Here is a 15,806-nt window from a genome sequence, read left to right as displayed (position 1 = left end):
GTGCGGCGGGCCGATCCCGCCGCACTGGCTTTGACCTTATAGCGAAGCATCCCTGAAGGTAACGTCGGTAGGGCAAGGCACTGTGGAGCTAAATGTGCCTCGCATAGAGATTGGAGGGTTAAATGACTCGTTCAAAAAGCCTAACCCCCATCTCTATTGAGCAAATTGTCTTAATCCTTGATGGTCGGTCCGCAAGATTGACTTGGGGCTTGCTGATCCTGGTCGTCGCTGGTCATTTACGAGGTGCCTATTCCACGGTTTTTTTCATTGGCTGGTCAACGTTCAACAGTTTCTGTCGACTGAGGTGGCTGTTATCAGCGTCGATGTCCACCTCGTTCAGCAGGTCTGATGCGCTTGAGCCGTCCTCGACCCGGTGTAGCCAATACAGCACTGCCTTCTTCATGAACCAATGCGGTGTTCGATCCAGAGTTGCAGCGGCCTGCTTGATCCTCTTTCTGGTTGAAGGGTCGAGCTTGATGCCTGACGTCGATGAGCTCACTCGCATCTTTCTTTCTCAATATCTCAAGAGGCTGTGGCGGCTACCGGGTACGCAGTCGCTTTCGCATTGTAGCGATAGGCAAGCAGCAAGCCGATGTACCAGATGGGCATCACGTACAGGGCGGTGCGGGTATCCGGTTCCAGTGCAAGAAGGCACAGGACGAACATCAGGAACGCCAGGGAAATCCCTGCCGTGAACTTGCCACCTGGGAGCTTGAAGGTTGAGCGCACGTGGGCTTCGGGGTTGCTGCGGCGGTAGGCGAAGTACGACAGCAGGATCAACGACCAGGTGACGATAACCATGACAGCCGAAATCGTCGAAACCAGGGTGAAGATCACCATGATGTCCGGGATGGCGAATAGCAGCGTCAGCGCGATCGCCATGCAAAGGCCCGAGAACACCAGTGCGCGGGCCGGTGTGCCGGAGCCCGATAGGCGTCCGAAGGCCTGCGGTGCCTGCTTGTTGTGAGACAGGCCGTAGAGCATGCGGGAGCCCGAGTACACGCCGCTGTTGGCCGAGGAGGCCGCCGACGTCATCACTACGAAGTTGATCATCCCAGCGGCAGCCGGCAGGCCGCCCAGCAGGAACAGCTCGACGAAGGGGCTGCGGTTTGCGGGCACGTTGGCCCAGGAGATCACGCTGATGATGCATGCAAGTGCAGTGACGTAGAACAGCAGGATGCGCAGAGGGATGGTGTTGATGGCCTTGGGCAGCGTTTTCTCCGGATTGTGGGCTTCAGCTGCGGCGGTGCCGAGAAGCTCTGTGCCAACGAACGAGAAGATGGCGATCTGGAAACCAGCAAGGAAACCCAAGATGCCATGCGGCATCACGACGCCGGGCGCTACCAGGTGGCTAAAGGACGCGGTTACACCGGCAGGGGACGTGTAGGACGTGGCCACCATCACCAGCCCGGTGACGACCAGGGCGACGATGGCGATGATTTTGATCAGGCCGAACCAGAACTCCACCTCACCGAAAGCCTTCACGGCTAGCATGTTGAGTACCAGGAGCAGGAACATGGTGCTGAAGGCTGGAATCCATGTGGGTAGGTTTGGATACCAGTATTGAAGGAACCCTGCGACTACCACCACGTCACCGACGGCGACTACCACCCAACTGAGCCAGTACGACCAGGCCAGTATGAATCCTGCGCGTGGCCCGAGGTAATGGTGGACAAGCTCTGCGAACGAGCCCATTTCAAGGTTGGCTAGGAGCATTTCTCCCATCGCCCGCATGATGCAAAAGACGAAGAACCCAATGATCGCGTAGACCAGGATGATTGAGGATCCGGAGAGCGCAATCATCTTCCCTGACCCCATGAAGAGACCCGTGCCGATGGCGCCGCTGATGGCAATCAGCTGAATATGACGATTTTCCAGCCGCCTTTTAAGTGTTCGTCCGTCGCCGTGAGTCGCGTCTTGCGAGTTGCAGGTTTGATGCATAACTGACCTCTTATTTTTTTTGAGAAAACCTCTACCTCCTTCCTTATGGAAGGTGATTTATGTGGGCATAAGTAATGTTGCACCTCATAAAACGGAGGGTTTGGTTAATACGCAGACGAGAAAAGCAAATTCCAGCGCAAGGGCCTGACCAAACTGTCAGGTGATTGAACTCTAGAGACGCGGTGTGCTTGTTGCCGTTGTTGGATCCTGCCCCGGTCGCCTAGAAGTGCCCATTTTGCCAGCCATAGTTGTCAACCGGAACGCTACAAAATGTTATGCGCGAAGGCCTGGCTTATCACTTTGAATAGCCTGTGTTGCATTTTGATAAGTCGCGCAAAACAAGGTACGAGTGGCCCAATTCGGACTACATCTTGAAGGTCGACAGCAGGATGCTGGTTTCAGTGTTGTCAATGTACTGAATGGAGCGAATGGTGTTGAGCGCCTTGTCAAAGGCCTCAAGTGTTTCGGCCCGAAGCTCTGCCATCAGGTCCCATCGGCCGTTGGTGGTATGGATGGCGACTACGCTGGGATGCCCCCGTAGTGCGTGTTTGACCTCGGCGGCATGATGGCCACTGATAGCAATACTGGTGATTGCCCTGACCCCTCGCTCTATCGCATCGGACTGAAGGCGGATCGTGTAGCCCATGATGACGCCGCTCTCTTCGAGCTTGGTGAGGCGATTCTGCACAGTGGCCCGAGCGACCCTCAGCTTCTTGGCCAACGTCATAACAGGGGTGCGGGCATTGTCCCGCAGTAGAGCGATGAGTTCCCGATCAATGTTGTCCATGATGCGCATGCTATCCAGATTGCTATTTTTAGTAAGCAAAGTGTCTAGAAAACTGCGAAATCTGGCAACCTGTACGCTTCATTTTGTATCAGCCTTTCATCAGAATTTTGGAGGTGGCAAGAACTCTTACTTGGCGCCCGCTAAGCACTACTTCAAGGCGGGCGCACTTATTTAGGTGCTTAGCAATGACGCATTTCATCGACGTCCCCACGATGTCTGACCTGGTTCATGACATTGGCGTAGTTCAGTTCTTGGGTGAGCTTTCCGAGGTTATTCGCGAAGACTTCAAGCGCTGGCCGGAGTTCGACAAGTCTGCCCGCGTGGCAAGCCATTCAGATGTCGGGGTGATTGAGTTAATGCCCGTGGCGGATCACAGCCAATATGCGTTCAAGTATGTAAACGGCCATCCCTCCAACACCTTCAAAGACCTTCATACCGTGATGGCATTCGGGGTGCTGGCTGATGTCAACACGGGCTACCCCGTGCTGCTTTCTGAGCTGACGATTGCGACGGCTTTGCGTACCGCCGCTACCTCGCTGATGGCCGCCAAAGCACTTGCCCGTCCAGACGCTCGAAAGATGGCGTTGATCGGCAACGGTGCTCAAAGTGAGTTCCAGGCACTGGCCTTCCACAAGCACCTCGGCATCCAGGAGATCGTTGCATACGACACCGATCCTCTCGCGACTGCGAAGCTGATCAGGAATCTCCAGGAGTACCCCGAGCTTAAAATCACCCGTGCGCAGAGTGTTGCCGAGGCGGTACGGGGTGCGGACATCATCACCACCGTCACCGCAGATAAGGCCTACGCGACCATCATCACGCCCGAGATGCTCGAGCCGGGGATGCACCTGAACGCTGTTGGCGGTGACTGCCCAGGTAAAACCGAGCTCCATGCCGACGTCCTTCGCAAGTCCAGGGTCTTTGTGGAGTACGAGCCGCAGACCCGTATTGAAGGCGATATCCAGCAGCTTGAAGCTGACTCGCCCGTCGTCGACCTATGGCGTGTTCTCACGGGTGATCAGGAAGGCCGCCAGAGCGTAGAGCAGGTCACGGTGTTCGACTCCGTGGGCTTCGCTCTCGAAGATTATTCGGTTCTGCGTTACGTGCTTCAGCAAGCTGAAAAGCGTGGGATGGGTACGAAGATTGATCTCGTTCCGTGGGTAGAGGACGACCCGAAAGACCTGTTCAGCCACACCCGTGGCCGCGCCGCCAAAAAACGCATCCGACGCGTTGCATAACTCTAAGATCAGTCCCCTATATCGGTATTTCTTGATGGCATTTCCAACGCGTTCGATTCAAGCGCCTGCGGCTGTGGTGATGGTCAGGCCGCACGCCTTTACTCCTAATCCGGAAACGGCTGCAGATAACTCGTTCCAAAGCTCAAATCCTGACATCGCCGCTCAAACCCTTTCCGAGATTGCGCGTGATGAGGTCAACCAGGCTGCAGGGCGGTTGGAGGCTGAGGGTGTTCGGGTTCATCTCTTTGATGACTTCGGCGAGAAAAACACCCCGGACTCCGTCTTCCCGAACAACTGGTTCTCGACCCACCCAGGTGGTCACATCGCGATCTACTCGATGTACTCCCCGAACCGCCGTCGGGAGAGGCGTGCCGATGTCATCGAGATGCTCAAGCAGGAGTACCGGGTTCAGGACGTGATCGACTACTCAGGCCTGGAACAGGATGAGCTATTCCTTGAGGGCACCGGAGCCATGGTGTTCGATCATATGTCCAGGGTGGCGTACACGGCTCGCTCGAACCGAGCCGATCCGATTGCCCTGGAGCGGTTCAGCACCCACTTCAACTTCGAGCCCATGGTGTTCGACACGGCGGACGAGAAAGGGGCGCCGATCTATCACACCAACGTCTTGATGTGTGTCGCGACTGAATTCGCCCTGGTGGGTTTCGGCACCTTCACGAAAAAGGCTCGTGCTGAAGAGGTTCGTATGCGTTTGATGGAGTCAGGTCGAGATGTCATAGATCTGACCAACCAGCAGATCAACGAGTTTGCCGGCAACGCAATCGAGCTCTCTGGTCGAGACGGTCGAATCCTGGCCCTCTCGCGCAGAGCCTTCAACAGCCTTACGGCAGAGCAGCGTCAACGTATCGAGCGGTCGGCCAGGTTGGTGCCGTTGGACGTTCCGACCATTGAAATGGCCGGAGGCTCTGTTCGCTGCATGATCGCAGGTATCCACCTGTCTCCTCGAAAGTAACCTCAACGAGGCGACCATCATCCCCACCCTTGTCAGGTGGTGATGATGGTCTTTAGCTTGCGGAGCTGTCGAGGCCTTGGAGCGTGTTCGCGACGTTGATGCTCGGGCGCTCCCGCAGGAACTCGATAAGCCGCTGTGTCTTCGCCGGAAGCAGATGTGCTTCGGTCATCGCGTAGATCGTGATTGGTTGTCCCACCCGGACAACATTCGCATCACCGGCAGGCTGGCGGTTGGGGCGCCGGGCATGACAAGGACGGAGAGAGCGGTCAGTTCTGTGTGGGAAATGGTGAAACCAGCAATATTCCGGTCGAGTTGACCGAGCGTTGTTATGAAGTATTAGTCGAGCGCTATGGTTTTCATCATGAGGAGGGTGGCGCGGGGCGTCACTGTGGTGGAAGAGGGGTAATGCTCGATTATCGGATCCTGTCGCCCAAAGCTTGGGTGTCGACATTCTTCGGACGCGGCATCACCCCGCCGTGGGGAATTGACGCAGGTCATGAAGGCTCGTGCAACTACGCCGAAGTCATTCGCGTACAGGGGCCAACCGAGCGCTTCAGTCGAGCCAATCGTGTGGAGCTTGAAAAAGCCGATTTGCTGCGTCTGGTCGCTGCCAACGGCGGTGGTTGGGGGCCGGCAAAAGCGCGGAGCCTCGAGGCTATCCAGGATGATATAAAAAACGACTACATCTCGGTCGAACAAGCCCGGCGCTACTATCCCGAGCAGATGTCATCGGCATAGCTGAACTGGAGCTTGTGAGTGACAGCGCCGGCAACGGAATCGGTATGAGAAGTGCCTGCCAGGGACGGCAGTGCTTCGCTTCTGCCGAAGGAAACTCGATTACTCATTCGCGTCTCGCTCTTTCGACTCCAGACGGGGCACCCCACGGACGGGCTGCGTCGTACCTTCCCAACGTTCTTGGCCTGGCGGTGACTTGTGAGCTCATCAAACTGTCCCACCAACAACAGCAGTCGATAATACCCCGAAAGACTTGGCGCCTGGCTCGGGTGGGTATTGATCGCAAGCGGCAAAAACAACTCCAACATGGCCATACAACATGCACCCGTTACGACAAAGCCTACACAACGAGCTACACGCGCGCCCGTCACTGTACTTCGATGAGCCGGCCCATGTGTTTCATCTGGCCTTTCTCGGCAGCGATCAGGAGTGCAATGCATTCCTTGAAAACTGCTGCCCTGGTTCCCTTGACCTGACGGCCGCCCAAGGAATTACCCGGCTCGATGGCCATGCACTGAAATGGGAGCGCCATGCCGAGTTTTTCACCCTGACCCTGGTGGTCACTTCATCCTGTGATGACCTGTCCTGGACGACGCTGCCCGAGGTGCTGGCGTCAAAGGTCGAAGAGTATTTGCCGGCCCTGATCAACTCGGTGCAGATTGTAGTGCGTGGAGAAAACGACCTGGATCTGTCCCGTTACGGCTTCAAGGATCCGAGCGGTTCTTGCGTGGGTGGTGGCGATGCAATGGTCTGGAGCGATTTTCGTCTCAGCGAGGAGGGCAACAACCACATGTTGTTCGTCAACCGGCGCCTGAATGCCTACCGCCAGGGCCGGATGATACGCCGCCTGCTGGAAATCGAGACCTATAGGATGATGGCCTCGTTATCGTTGACCATGGCCAAAGACCTGAGCGCGCAGCTCGATGTTTTTGACAAGACATTGGTCACCCTTTCCGAACGGAACGCCGACCCCGACGGCAGTAATGCGAAAGCCCTGCTTGCGGATATTTCCAACCTTTCTGCCCAAGTGGTCAGCAGCTCTGCGAAAACCCGGCACCGCTTCAGTGCCACGCAAGCCTATGCGCAATTGGTGTTCGAACGTTTGGGGGAACTGCGAGAAAGTCATGTAGGTGATTGCCAACGTCTGGGCGTATTTATCGAGCGCCGCTTCAAACCTACCGTCAGGTACTGCACCGCCACCGAACAGCGCCTGGAGCACCTGGCCGAAAGCGTGGCCAACCTGGGCGATTTGTTACAAGCACGGGTTCAGGTAGAAATGGAAGAACAGAACTCGGAAATTCTCAAAAGCCTGAACGCCCGCGCCGATGCTCAGATCAAGATCCAGCGCGCAGTGGAAGGTTTGTCGATTATTGCTATTACCTACTACCTGCTTAACCTGCTCAAGCTTGGCTACTCGGGGCTGCACCTGCTCGGCGTTGCGGTGGCCCCGCGAGAGGCCATGCTGGCAATGACGCCGCTTGCAATCGGTATTCTCGCGTTGATTGTGCTTCGCATCAAGAAAGTCAAAGAGCATTGAGGCGATGACTCTAATAATTTTCTTACCAGGACGCATGGCCTTAAAAAACTGTGAAAGCACACACATTATTCAAGTCGCTGAGTGACTGCTTATGGCTGTGGATTCAACCGGTCGACGCAACAGATTGGCTAAATCGTTCAGCGGGCTTTGTCGATTTTGTTGGTGCCAACGTGGTGTTCGTGAAGATACGCGTCGCTCCTTAGCCGTCGTACACTGCTTCTGCGTTACACAGAACTAGCAGCCGGAGAACCAAATCGCTGGATAAACAGGTCTCACTGACCGATCCAGGTGCCCACTCCATGTTGACTCGCGGCACCGGAATCGTTGGCTACATTACAAGCAACCAATCACTGAACACGCAGTACGGATGCTATTGACTCTCCGGCTTCAAGACGTTCCAGCAGACCGGGTTCTGCACGATCACTGGCCAATGCCTGGTCGATGACTGCGGCAAGTGCCTGACTGTTAAGAATCAGTAAACCGTTGTCGTCTCCCAACACCAGATCGCCCGGGTGCACCTGAACCCCGCCGCACTGCACCGGTACATTCAACTGGCTCTCGGCATTGCCGTGCAGTTTGGTGGTCAGCAGGCTGGTACCGCGCGCGAAAACGGGCAGTCCGGCTCCCCGCAGTTCAAGGATATCGGTCACCACGCCATCGACCACGATGGCCCTGGCGCCTCTCGCTTTAGCTGCACAGGCTGTCACCGTACCGACACAGGCGTGATGTCGATCACCGTTCATGTCAATCACCAGCACGTCGCCGTCTTGAAGGCTTGCCAAGGCGCGGTTGACGGCAATGGCATCGGCGTCGATCACGCTCAGCGTCACGGCACGACCTACCACTTTGACGGCGCTCAGCATCGATTGAATTTCGGTACTGACAAAGCCGTCTTCGAGCAAATGACCGAGGGTGGCGAAGCTGACCTGATGGAGCTTTTCAAGCAATTGAGCAGGGGCGTTCATGGCTTACCTCTGCGGCGCAGTATCAATGAGTTCGGCCACGCAATCGATCTCTAACGCCACCCCCCAGAGTGCCACGCAGACCGTGGTGCGTGCCGGCGGCGCATGACCGAGCACCTCGGTATAGACCCGGTTGAAGGGTTCCAGTTGAGCTGGATCGGTGAGGTAGCCGTTGACCTTGATCACATGGTCGAAGTCCGAGCCTGCCGCGATCAGGATGGCTTCCAGGTTGCGCAAGGTCTGGCGCACTTGCTCTTCGAAGCCTTCGGGTTGCTGGTCCAGTCCGCCTACGGCGGGTATTTGACCGGCAGTGAACACCAGATGGCCGCTGACCACTGCCTGGGAGTAAGGACCGACCGGGCCGATTGTGCCGGGTGCTGCCTGGATACGTTTCATTAATGAACCTCGCTGAGAATAGAGGCCCGCCGACCCGGCATGGGCGGCGGGCCGGTGAATCAGAACAATGCCAGGGTGTAGCTGACGAACAAGCGGTTCTGGTCCTGATTAGCGTCGGCTTCGGAGTGCAGAACGCCATAGCGCCAACCGAAACCCAGGCCTGTAAACGTGCCGTCCTGGATAACGTAATCCAGGGCCAGGTCACGCTCCCATTCCTGCTGATCGCTACCAGAAGTGGTCTTGATCTGGCTGCCTTTGAGATAAACCATCGACGCGCGAAGACCCGGTACGCCCAAGGCGACAAAGTCATAGGCGTACTGACCGAACCAAGTGCGTTCGCCGGCCCGGTTGAAGCTGGTGAGCATGCGGTCGGTGAACAGATACAGGCTTGCGCCACCGGCCCCTTTACCCGCCAGGGAACCCTGGTTGAGCTGAACGAAGTTGCTGCCATCGGAAACGCTCTGGTAACCGCCGGTCAACGCGTGGCCACCGAAGCTGTAGGTGAAGAGGGCGCTCCAGGTGCGGTTGTCGATTTCACCGGCACCGTTACGGCTATAGCCGCCGACCCGGAAACCGTCAGCCCGCCCGCTGGCCGAGCTGTTGGCGCCGTCGGAAGATGTATCGAAGTAACGCAGGTCGGTCTTCAACGACTGACCTTCGCCCAGTGCGAGCACATGCTGCAGCCCGAAAAAGTGCTGGGTGTAGTAGTCCTCAAGATTGGCCAGGTAATACTGGGCAGTCAGATCTTTAGTGACTTTGTAGTCGGCACCGGCGAAGAGAAACTCGTTGCTCTCCTGACTCCCACCGCTGACCGCCAACCCGGTGCTATCACTGGAGCCACGCCCGGTAGCGTGCTCCAGACGGCCGGCGGTCAAGGTCAGCTTGTCGAGATCGCTGCTGGTAATCTGGCCGCCTTCAAAGGTCTGTGGCAACAGGCGACCGTCGTTCGCGACCAAGATCGGCAGTTTGGGCGTCAGCGTGCCGTAACGCATTTCGGTCTTGTTCAAACGGGCTTTTGCGGTCACGCCCAGGCGGCTCCATTCATCGGCAGCGCCATCACCTTCAGTCGGGATCATAGAGCTGCCGCGATGGCGGCCCTGGCCGCTGTCCAGGGTGAGGCCCACCAGGCCCAACGCATCGACGCCAAACCCCAGGGTGCCGTCTGTGAAACCGGAGGAGTAATTGAGCATGAGTCCCTGCGCCCATTCCTCAGTCTTGCTCTGGCCGGCACTGCCGGGCCGGTCGCGGTAGTCGTTGTTGAAGTAGAAGTTACGCAAGCCCAGTGTGGCCTTGCTATCGCTGATGAAATCGGCTGAAGCGACCTGGCTCAGAGTCAAAAGGCAAGCGCCGGCGCTCATGCCAAACAGGTGCAGAGTTTTTTCCATGGTGTACGAATCCAGAGGGTGCGTGAATGGCAGCAGGATCAAGTGCGGGTGGGTTTATTCTTGTTGTGGGTCACTTGGTGCTATTCAGCCCGTCCAGCGCTCAAGTCGCGCTTGAAGGTTTCGGTCAGCAGCAACAGGGCAATCAGGGAGATGACCGCAGAGCCAATCAGGTACCAGGCCACTGACGAGCCTTTGCCGGTCATCGCCAGCAGGGCCGTGGTCACAATAGGCGTGGCCGCGCTACCCAGCAGCCCGGAGAGCATGTAAGCCACCGAAAGGCCGGAGTAACGCACACGGGTGCCGAACAGCTCGGCGAGGAAGGTTGCGATGGGCCCGTAGTTGGCGGCAAACGCGGTCATCAACAGGCCATAGCCAAGAAACACCAGCGGCAGCTCGCGAGTATCCATCAGCCAGAACATCGGGAAGGCGACCAGCGCTTCACCGACGATACCGGCGATGATCACCGGCTTGCGGCCGAAGCGATCAGACAGTGCGCCGAAGGCTGGCAAGAGCACGATGCACAGCGCGCAGGAGGCCAGTACCACGCTGAGCATGATGGTGCGGCTAAAGCCCAGGGTCTGCGTCCCATAGGTCAGGCCGAAGGCGACGATGATATTAAACGACGCACCGGTCGACATGGTTGCCACGCCGCCGAGCAGGACTTGCTTCCAGTATTTGCTGAAGACTTCGGCCAGCGGCAGCTTGATTTGCGGCTCGCTGGTTTGAGCCTTGTGGAACGCAGGTGTCTCGGTGATGTTGAGGCGGATGTACAGGCCCACGGCAATCAGCAGTGCGCTGGCCAGGAACGGGATGCGCCAGCCCCAGGCAAGCATGTCTTCAGCAGGCAGTAGCCAGGCAATCGCCAGGAAGGCGAGGTTGGCAATCATGGTACCGGCGGGCACGCCAATCTGTACCCATGAGCCATACAAGCCACGCTGTTTGGTGGGGGCATGTTCGACGGCCATCAACACCGCACCGCCCCATTCACCACCCAGGGCCAAGCCCTGAATGATCCGCAGGGTCAACAGCAGGATCGGTGCCCAGATGCCGATGCTGGCGTAATCCGGTAACAGACCGATGGCAAAGGTTGCCGCGCCCATGGTCAATAGCGAAATCAGCAGCATCGATTTGCGCCCTAGCTTGTCGCCGTAGTGGCCGAACAAGGCAGCCCCGACGATGCGCGCACCATAAGCCGAAGCAAAGGTGCCGAAGGCCAGGAGGGTGCCAATCAAGGCATCGAACGCGGGGAAGAAAATCTTGTTGAACACCAAGGCGGAAGCCGTGGCGAAAACAAACAGGTCGTACCATTCCACCGTGGTGCCAATGACGCTGGCGACGGCGACTTTTTTCATGTTGACGCTGGGTTCGACCGTCGGGGTAGCGGTCTGGATGCACGCGGAGCTGTTCATGCCTTTTTCTCCAAATTGAGCGTTGGGCTCAGTGGATTGATTTATTGGTTGGCAGTGTGAGTAACGGTGATGCTGTAGCTGCAGATCGGTTTTATTGTTTTTCAGGCGCAAACGGGCCCTGCCTCTGAGGTCGTGTGAATGACGCAACCTCAGAGGTTCGGTGTTAATTACATAATCAGTCGCTCAGGCGCTGAGCTCGCCGCAGCACCGCATTGAGCAGCACGTCGCAGCCCATGCGGACATCGTCAGGCAGGGCGTCTTCTGCTTCGTTGTGGCTCAGGCCACCGACACAGGGAATGAAGACCATCGTGGTCGGGCAATGCCCGGCGAGGTGAATGGCGTCATGCCCGGCACCGCTGACGATGTCTTGATGGGGGTAACCCAGCGCCTGGACCGCCGAGCGCACAGCGGCCACACAATCGGCATCAAAGGGTGTCGCCGGGCTGAGCCAATGACGACTGATCGCCAGGCTCAAGCCGCGCTTGTCAGCCACGATTTGCAAGCGCTCATATACGGCTTGCTCCATGGCGGCGATCTGTTGGTCTTCGTGGTGGCGCAGATCGACAGTAAAGTTGATCCGGCCGGGGATGGTATTGCGCGATGACTTGGCGATCTCCAGCTGGCCCACTGTGACCAGCCCCTTGGGCGCGAAGTCTCTGGCGATGGATTCCAGCACGCTGGCCATTTCCGCGACACCGAACAGGGCATCCTTGCGCAACGGCATGGGGGTGGTGCCGGCGTGGGCACTGACACCACCCACTTGTACATCCAGCCAGCAGATCGCTTGGCCACCCGTGACGACACCCACCGGTAAACCGTTGTCTTCCAGGATTGGGCCCTGTTCGATATGGGCCTCGAAGTAAGAATCAAAAGCCCGCTGTAATAGCAGGTCACCGCTCTGGCCGATATCGGCGAGTGCTTCGGCGACGCTTATGCCATTGGCATCGCGGGCGTCCAATGCCGTTTGCAACGGCAGAATGCCGGTGAACACCGCTGAGCCGAACATGGCCGGGGTAAAGCGCGCACCTTCCTCGTTGGTCCACACGGCAATTTCGATGGGCTGGCGGGTTTCGATGCCTTGATCATTCAGGCAACGCACCACTTCCAGACCGCTCAGCACGCCGTAGATACCATCGAAGCGGCCACCTTTTGGCTGGGTGTCCAAGTGGCTGCCCATGACGATAGGTGGCAGGCTGTTGTCCTGGCCTTCGCGGCGGGCGAAAAGGTTGCCAATGGCGTCGAACGCGGTACTCAGGCCAGCCTCACGGCACCAGCCCATGAACAACTCGCGACCGGCCAGGTCTTCCCTGGAAAGGGCCAGGCGACAGTTGCCACCGCGCTCGGTGGCGCCAATTTTGGCCATGTCCATCAGGCTGTCCCACAGGCGCTCACCGTTGACCTTGGATACTTTCATCATTCACCTCTTGTCGCGTGTCTTAATAGCCCAGGGACGTATCGACCGGGTTGTTCAGGGGTTCACCACGGGCCAGCCGCCGGGTGTTTTCGGCAATCTGGCTGGCGATGCAGTCGTGGGACGCCGCCGAGGCCATGTGCGGGGTGACGATCACCCCGGGCATGCGCCACAGGCGATCATCGACCGGCAGGGGTTCACGCTCGAAGACGTCCAGCACAGCGCCGCGCAGCTGACCGCTGCTTAATGCCTGTTGTAGATCGTCGATGCGTACGTGCTGGCCGCGACCGCAGTTGACGACCACCGCACCAGGCGCCAGAGCCTGGAAGGTTTCAGTGCAGAGAATGCCTCGGGTAGCCGAGGTCAACGGCAGCAGGTTGATCAAAAGATCGAGGCCTTCGAGAAAGCCACTGAACTCCATATCGCCACTGTGGCAGACCACGTTGGGTATGTTTTTGACACTGCGCGCCCAGCCGCGAACGCTGTAGCCGGCACTGGTCAGGTCTTTAGCAATGGCTGCGCCCAGCGAACCCAGGCCCATCACACCGACCTTGAAGTCCTTGGCCTGAATCTGTACCGGGCGCTGCCAGAGCTGGTCAGGCTGTTGCTGCAAGACCTGATCGAAACGCCGGTGATAGTGAATCACCGCCCAGCGTACGTACTCGGTCATGCCTTGGCGGTGCGCGGGATCGACCACACGGCACACGGGCAAGTTCGGGCAGCTGGGGTCGGTGTGCAAATGATCGACACCCGCGGCGACCGAATGCACCAGTTGCAGATTGGGTAGCGCGCCCAAACTGTTGGCCGGGGGGAACCAGCATGCTGCGACTTGTGCTTCACTGGCGACCGGGTCATCGGCCAGCACCACCCGTATGTCCGGCGCCTGACGGGCGAAGGCCGCCTGGAGCTGGCCGAGCAGGATGCTGTCGCGCGACAGCAGTACGATCGTGTTCATGAGCAATAGGACTCGCGCTGGTCTTCAATCAAGGTCAAGGCGGCATTCCAGCTCAGGCCCATGATCTCCTCGGCTTCGTCGCGGCCGAACTGTTCTGCAGTGTGTTGGCAGACTTCTTTGCTGGGGTAGACCAACTGGCTGCCACCGGCAAGCGCCGCGACCTGCGCTTGGCAGGCGCGCTCCAGGAAGTGAATTTCGTGGAAGGCCTCAGCCACGTTTCCTCCGGCCGCCAGCAGGCCATGATTACGCAGGATCATGGCCTTGTGTGGCCCCAAGTCGGCGACCAGTCGTTCACGCTCGGCCAGCGACAACGCAATGCCTTCATAGGTGTGATAAGCCAATTTGCCGTAGAACTTCAGCGCATGCTGGCTGATCGGTAACAGACCTTGCTCCTGGGCGGCCACAGCCATACCGGCTGCGGTGTGGGTATGCACCACGCAATTGAGATCAGGGCGGGCCATATGGATCGCCGAATGAATCACGAAGCCTGCGGCATTCACACGGGTACGCTCATTCGCACCTCCCACCACCTGACCGTACTGGTCGATGCGCACCAGATCGCTGGCTTTCATGCGATCGAAGATGACACCGTAGCGGTTGATCAGGAAGTGGTGTTCCGGGCCAGGGATACGCAGGGTGATATGCGTATCGATCAGGTCGGTCATGCGAAAATACGCGACCAACCGATACAGTGCCGCCAACTCGCAGCGTGCTTTCCACTCGGTGGGGTCGATGTTGTCGGGTGTGTACATGTGAGCTCCTTGTTAAAGCGCAAGTTGGGGGGCGGTGACGATGGATTCGCCGCGCAGACGGGCGAGGCCACAGACGCCGATCAACGACAGGGCAGCCAGCAAACTGAAGAAGATCGCCAATGGCATCCACTGGCCGGCATAGTGGCTGGCCAGGAGGGTGCCGATAATGGGCGTGGATCCCCCGGCAATGGCGCAGATCAGTTGATAAGCGATGGAAATTCCTGAGTAACGCAAATGCGCTGGAAACGCCTGGGCCATGTAACCGGCGATTACTGCATAGAGGCCAGACAGAACGACCACGGCCATGGCAATGCCGAGGGTCATCAATACAATGTTCTGAGTACCGACCAGCATGAACATGGGGTAGGGGACCAGCATCGACAGCAGGGCGACCAGCTTCAGAAAGCGGCCTTCACCGATACGCTCGGCCAGCAGTGCGCTGATTGGTTGGGAGATGAACTGGATCACCGTGACCAGGAACAGGCAGTCGAGAATCGTCGAGCGTGCAATGTTCTGATATTGCGTGACATAGGTGATCATGAAGGTGTTGGTGAAGAAGAAGCCGGCCGAGCCTATGGTCACTGCAGCCGCCGCGAACAGAATCTGCCTCCAGCAGGTACGAATCACCTCAAGCACCGGATACTGAACGGTTTCGCCCTTGTCGGCGATTGCCTTGAACTCCGGAGACTCTTGCACGCCAAAACGAATCGCCAGGCCAATCATCATCAGCACGCCACTGAACAGGAAAGGCAGACGCCAGCCCCATTGGGCGAATTGCTCAGGTGAAAGCGAGGTCACCAGACGGAAGGCGATCAACGCCAACAGCAAACCTGCCGGGCTGCCCAATTGGGCGAAGGATGCGTAGAAGGTCTTGCGCTTGGCCGGCGCGTGTTCACTGGCCATCAGCACGGCACCGCCCCATTCACCGCCCACCGAAATGCCCTGGATGATGCGCAGTGCGATCAAACCGATCGGGGCCCAGATGCCGATGCTGGCATAGCCGGGCAGCAAACCGATTGCAGTGGTTGCCAGGCCCATCAGCAGCATGGTGAACAGCAGCATTTTTTTGCGCCCCAGACGGTCACCCAGATGGCCGAAAACCATGCCGGCCATGGGCCTGGCAATAAAGCCCACTGCAAAGGTGCCGAATGCCGCCAGCGTACTCAGGGTGGAGTCCGAGCTGGGAAAGAACACTTGCCCCAGGATCAGTGCCGCCGCGGTGGCGTAGATGTAGAAATCGTAGAACTCAATGGTCGTGCCAATGAAGGCAGCAACTGCTGCGCGACGCGGCTGGTTGGTGTGAGTACGCATGCAAGGCTCGTCTT

The 15,806-nt window shown here is 58.1% G+C and carries 15 protein-coding genes; 4 read left to right on the top strand and 11 right to left on the bottom strand.

Annotated features, from left to right (window positions below; all coding sequences use genetic code 11):
• Window positions 1–247: 247 nt before the first annotated feature.
• From PMI31_RS11200 to PMI31_RS11190, 3 genes are all read right to left on the bottom strand, one after another.
• A complete protein-coding gene (locus PMI31_RS11200; RefSeq protein ID WP_033063575.1) occupies window positions 248–499 on the bottom strand; it encodes a transcriptional regulator in 252 nt (83 codons plus the stop codon).
• A 23-nt stretch (window positions 500–522) separates the two neighbouring features.
• On the bottom strand, window positions 523–1,941 hold the full coding sequence (locus PMI31_RS11195) for an amino acid permease (protein ID WP_008018137.1): 1,419 nt from the start codon (window positions 1,939–1,941) through the stop codon (window positions 523–525).
• Window positions 1,942–2,305: 364 nt separating this feature from the next.
• Complete coding sequence (locus PMI31_RS11190; protein ID WP_008018136.1) at window positions 2,306–2,728, bottom strand: Lrp/AsnC family transcriptional regulator; 423 nt, start codon at window positions 2,726–2,728, stop codon at window positions 2,306–2,308.
• 185 nt (window positions 2,729–2,913) lie between these two features.
• Here PMI31_RS11190 and PMI31_RS11185 point away from each other — a divergent pair, with 185 nt between their 5' ends.
• From PMI31_RS11185 to PMI31_RS11170, 4 genes are all read left to right on the top strand, one after another.
• Complete coding sequence (locus PMI31_RS11185) at window positions 2,914–3,966, top strand: ornithine cyclodeaminase (protein WP_007991068.1); 1,053 nt, start codon at window positions 2,914–2,916, stop codon at window positions 3,964–3,966.
• 34 nt (window positions 3,967–4,000) lie between these two features.
• Window positions 4,001–4,939, top strand: coding sequence for a citrulline utilization hydrolase CtlX (gene ctlX, locus PMI31_RS11180; protein ID WP_008018135.1), 939 nt, complete (start codon window positions 4,001–4,003; stop codon window positions 4,937–4,939).
• A gap of 183 nt (window positions 4,940–5,122) precedes the next feature.
• Window positions 5,123–5,677 carry a hydantoinase B/oxoprolinase family protein gene (locus tag PMI31_RS29905; protein ID WP_238539283.1) on the top strand — a complete coding sequence of 185 codons (555 nt, stop codon included), beginning with the start codon at window positions 5,123–5,125 and terminating at the stop codon, window positions 5,675–5,677.
• Between the two features lie 316 nt (window positions 5,678–5,993).
• A complete protein-coding gene (locus PMI31_RS11170) occupies window positions 5,994–7,211 on the top strand; it encodes a DUF3422 domain-containing protein (RefSeq protein WP_008018132.1) in 1,218 nt (405 codons plus the stop codon).
• Window positions 7,212–7,558: 347 nt separating this feature from the next.
• Here the strand turns inward: PMI31_RS11170 and PMI31_RS11165 are convergent, their stop codons facing one another.
• The 8 genes from PMI31_RS11165 to PMI31_RS11130 form a co-directional block, all read right to left on the bottom strand.
• On the bottom strand, window positions 7,559–8,176 hold the full coding sequence (locus PMI31_RS11165) for an RraA family protein (protein ID WP_008018131.1): 618 nt from the start codon (window positions 8,174–8,176) through the stop codon (window positions 7,559–7,561).
• Between the two features lie 3 nt (window positions 8,177–8,179).
• The gene (locus PMI31_RS11160) at window positions 8,180–8,569 is read right to left on the bottom strand and encodes a RidA family protein (protein WP_008018130.1); all 390 of its coding nucleotides are present in this window, start codon (window positions 8,567–8,569) and stop codon (window positions 8,180–8,182) included.
• Between the two features lie 59 nt (window positions 8,570–8,628).
• Window positions 8,629–9,954 (bottom strand): OprD family porin, encoded by a 1,326-nt coding sequence (locus PMI31_RS11155; RefSeq protein ID WP_008018128.1) that lies wholly within the window; start codon window positions 9,952–9,954, stop codon window positions 8,629–8,631.
• 80 nt (window positions 9,955–10,034) lie between these two features.
• Entirely contained in the window at window positions 10,035–11,363 is a 1,329-nt protein-coding gene (locus tag PMI31_RS11150; RefSeq protein WP_008018127.1) for an MFS transporter, read from the bottom strand.
• Between the two features lie 175 nt (window positions 11,364–11,538).
• Complete coding sequence (locus tag PMI31_RS11145) at window positions 11,539–12,777, bottom strand: Zn-dependent hydrolase (protein ID WP_008018126.1); 1,239 nt, start codon at window positions 12,775–12,777, stop codon at window positions 11,539–11,541.
• Window positions 12,778–12,799: 22 nt separating this feature from the next.
• Complete coding sequence (locus PMI31_RS11140; RefSeq protein ID WP_008018124.1) at window positions 12,800–13,729, bottom strand: 2-hydroxyacid dehydrogenase; 930 nt, start codon at window positions 13,727–13,729, stop codon at window positions 12,800–12,802.
• Window positions 13,726–14,481 carry a class II aldolase/adducin family protein gene (locus tag PMI31_RS11135; protein WP_008018123.1) on the bottom strand — a complete coding sequence of 252 codons (756 nt, stop codon included), beginning with the start codon at window positions 14,479–14,481 and terminating at the stop codon, window positions 13,726–13,728. The genes PMI31_RS11140 and PMI31_RS11135 overlap by 4 nt, the downstream gene beginning before the upstream one ends.
• A gap of 12 nt (window positions 14,482–14,493) precedes the next feature.
• Window positions 14,494–15,792, bottom strand: a complete 1,299-nt coding sequence (locus PMI31_RS11130) for an MFS transporter (protein WP_008018121.1) — start codon at window positions 15,790–15,792, stop codon at window positions 14,494–14,496.
• Window positions 15,793–15,806: the final 14 nt, after the last annotated feature.

The organism is Pseudomonas sp. GM55, assembly GCF_000282395.1.
GTDB lineage: Bacteria > Pseudomonadota > Gammaproteobacteria > Pseudomonadales > Pseudomonadaceae > Aquipseudomonas > Aquipseudomonas fluorescens_CC.
This window is presented reverse-complemented; position numbering and strand designations above follow the sequence as displayed.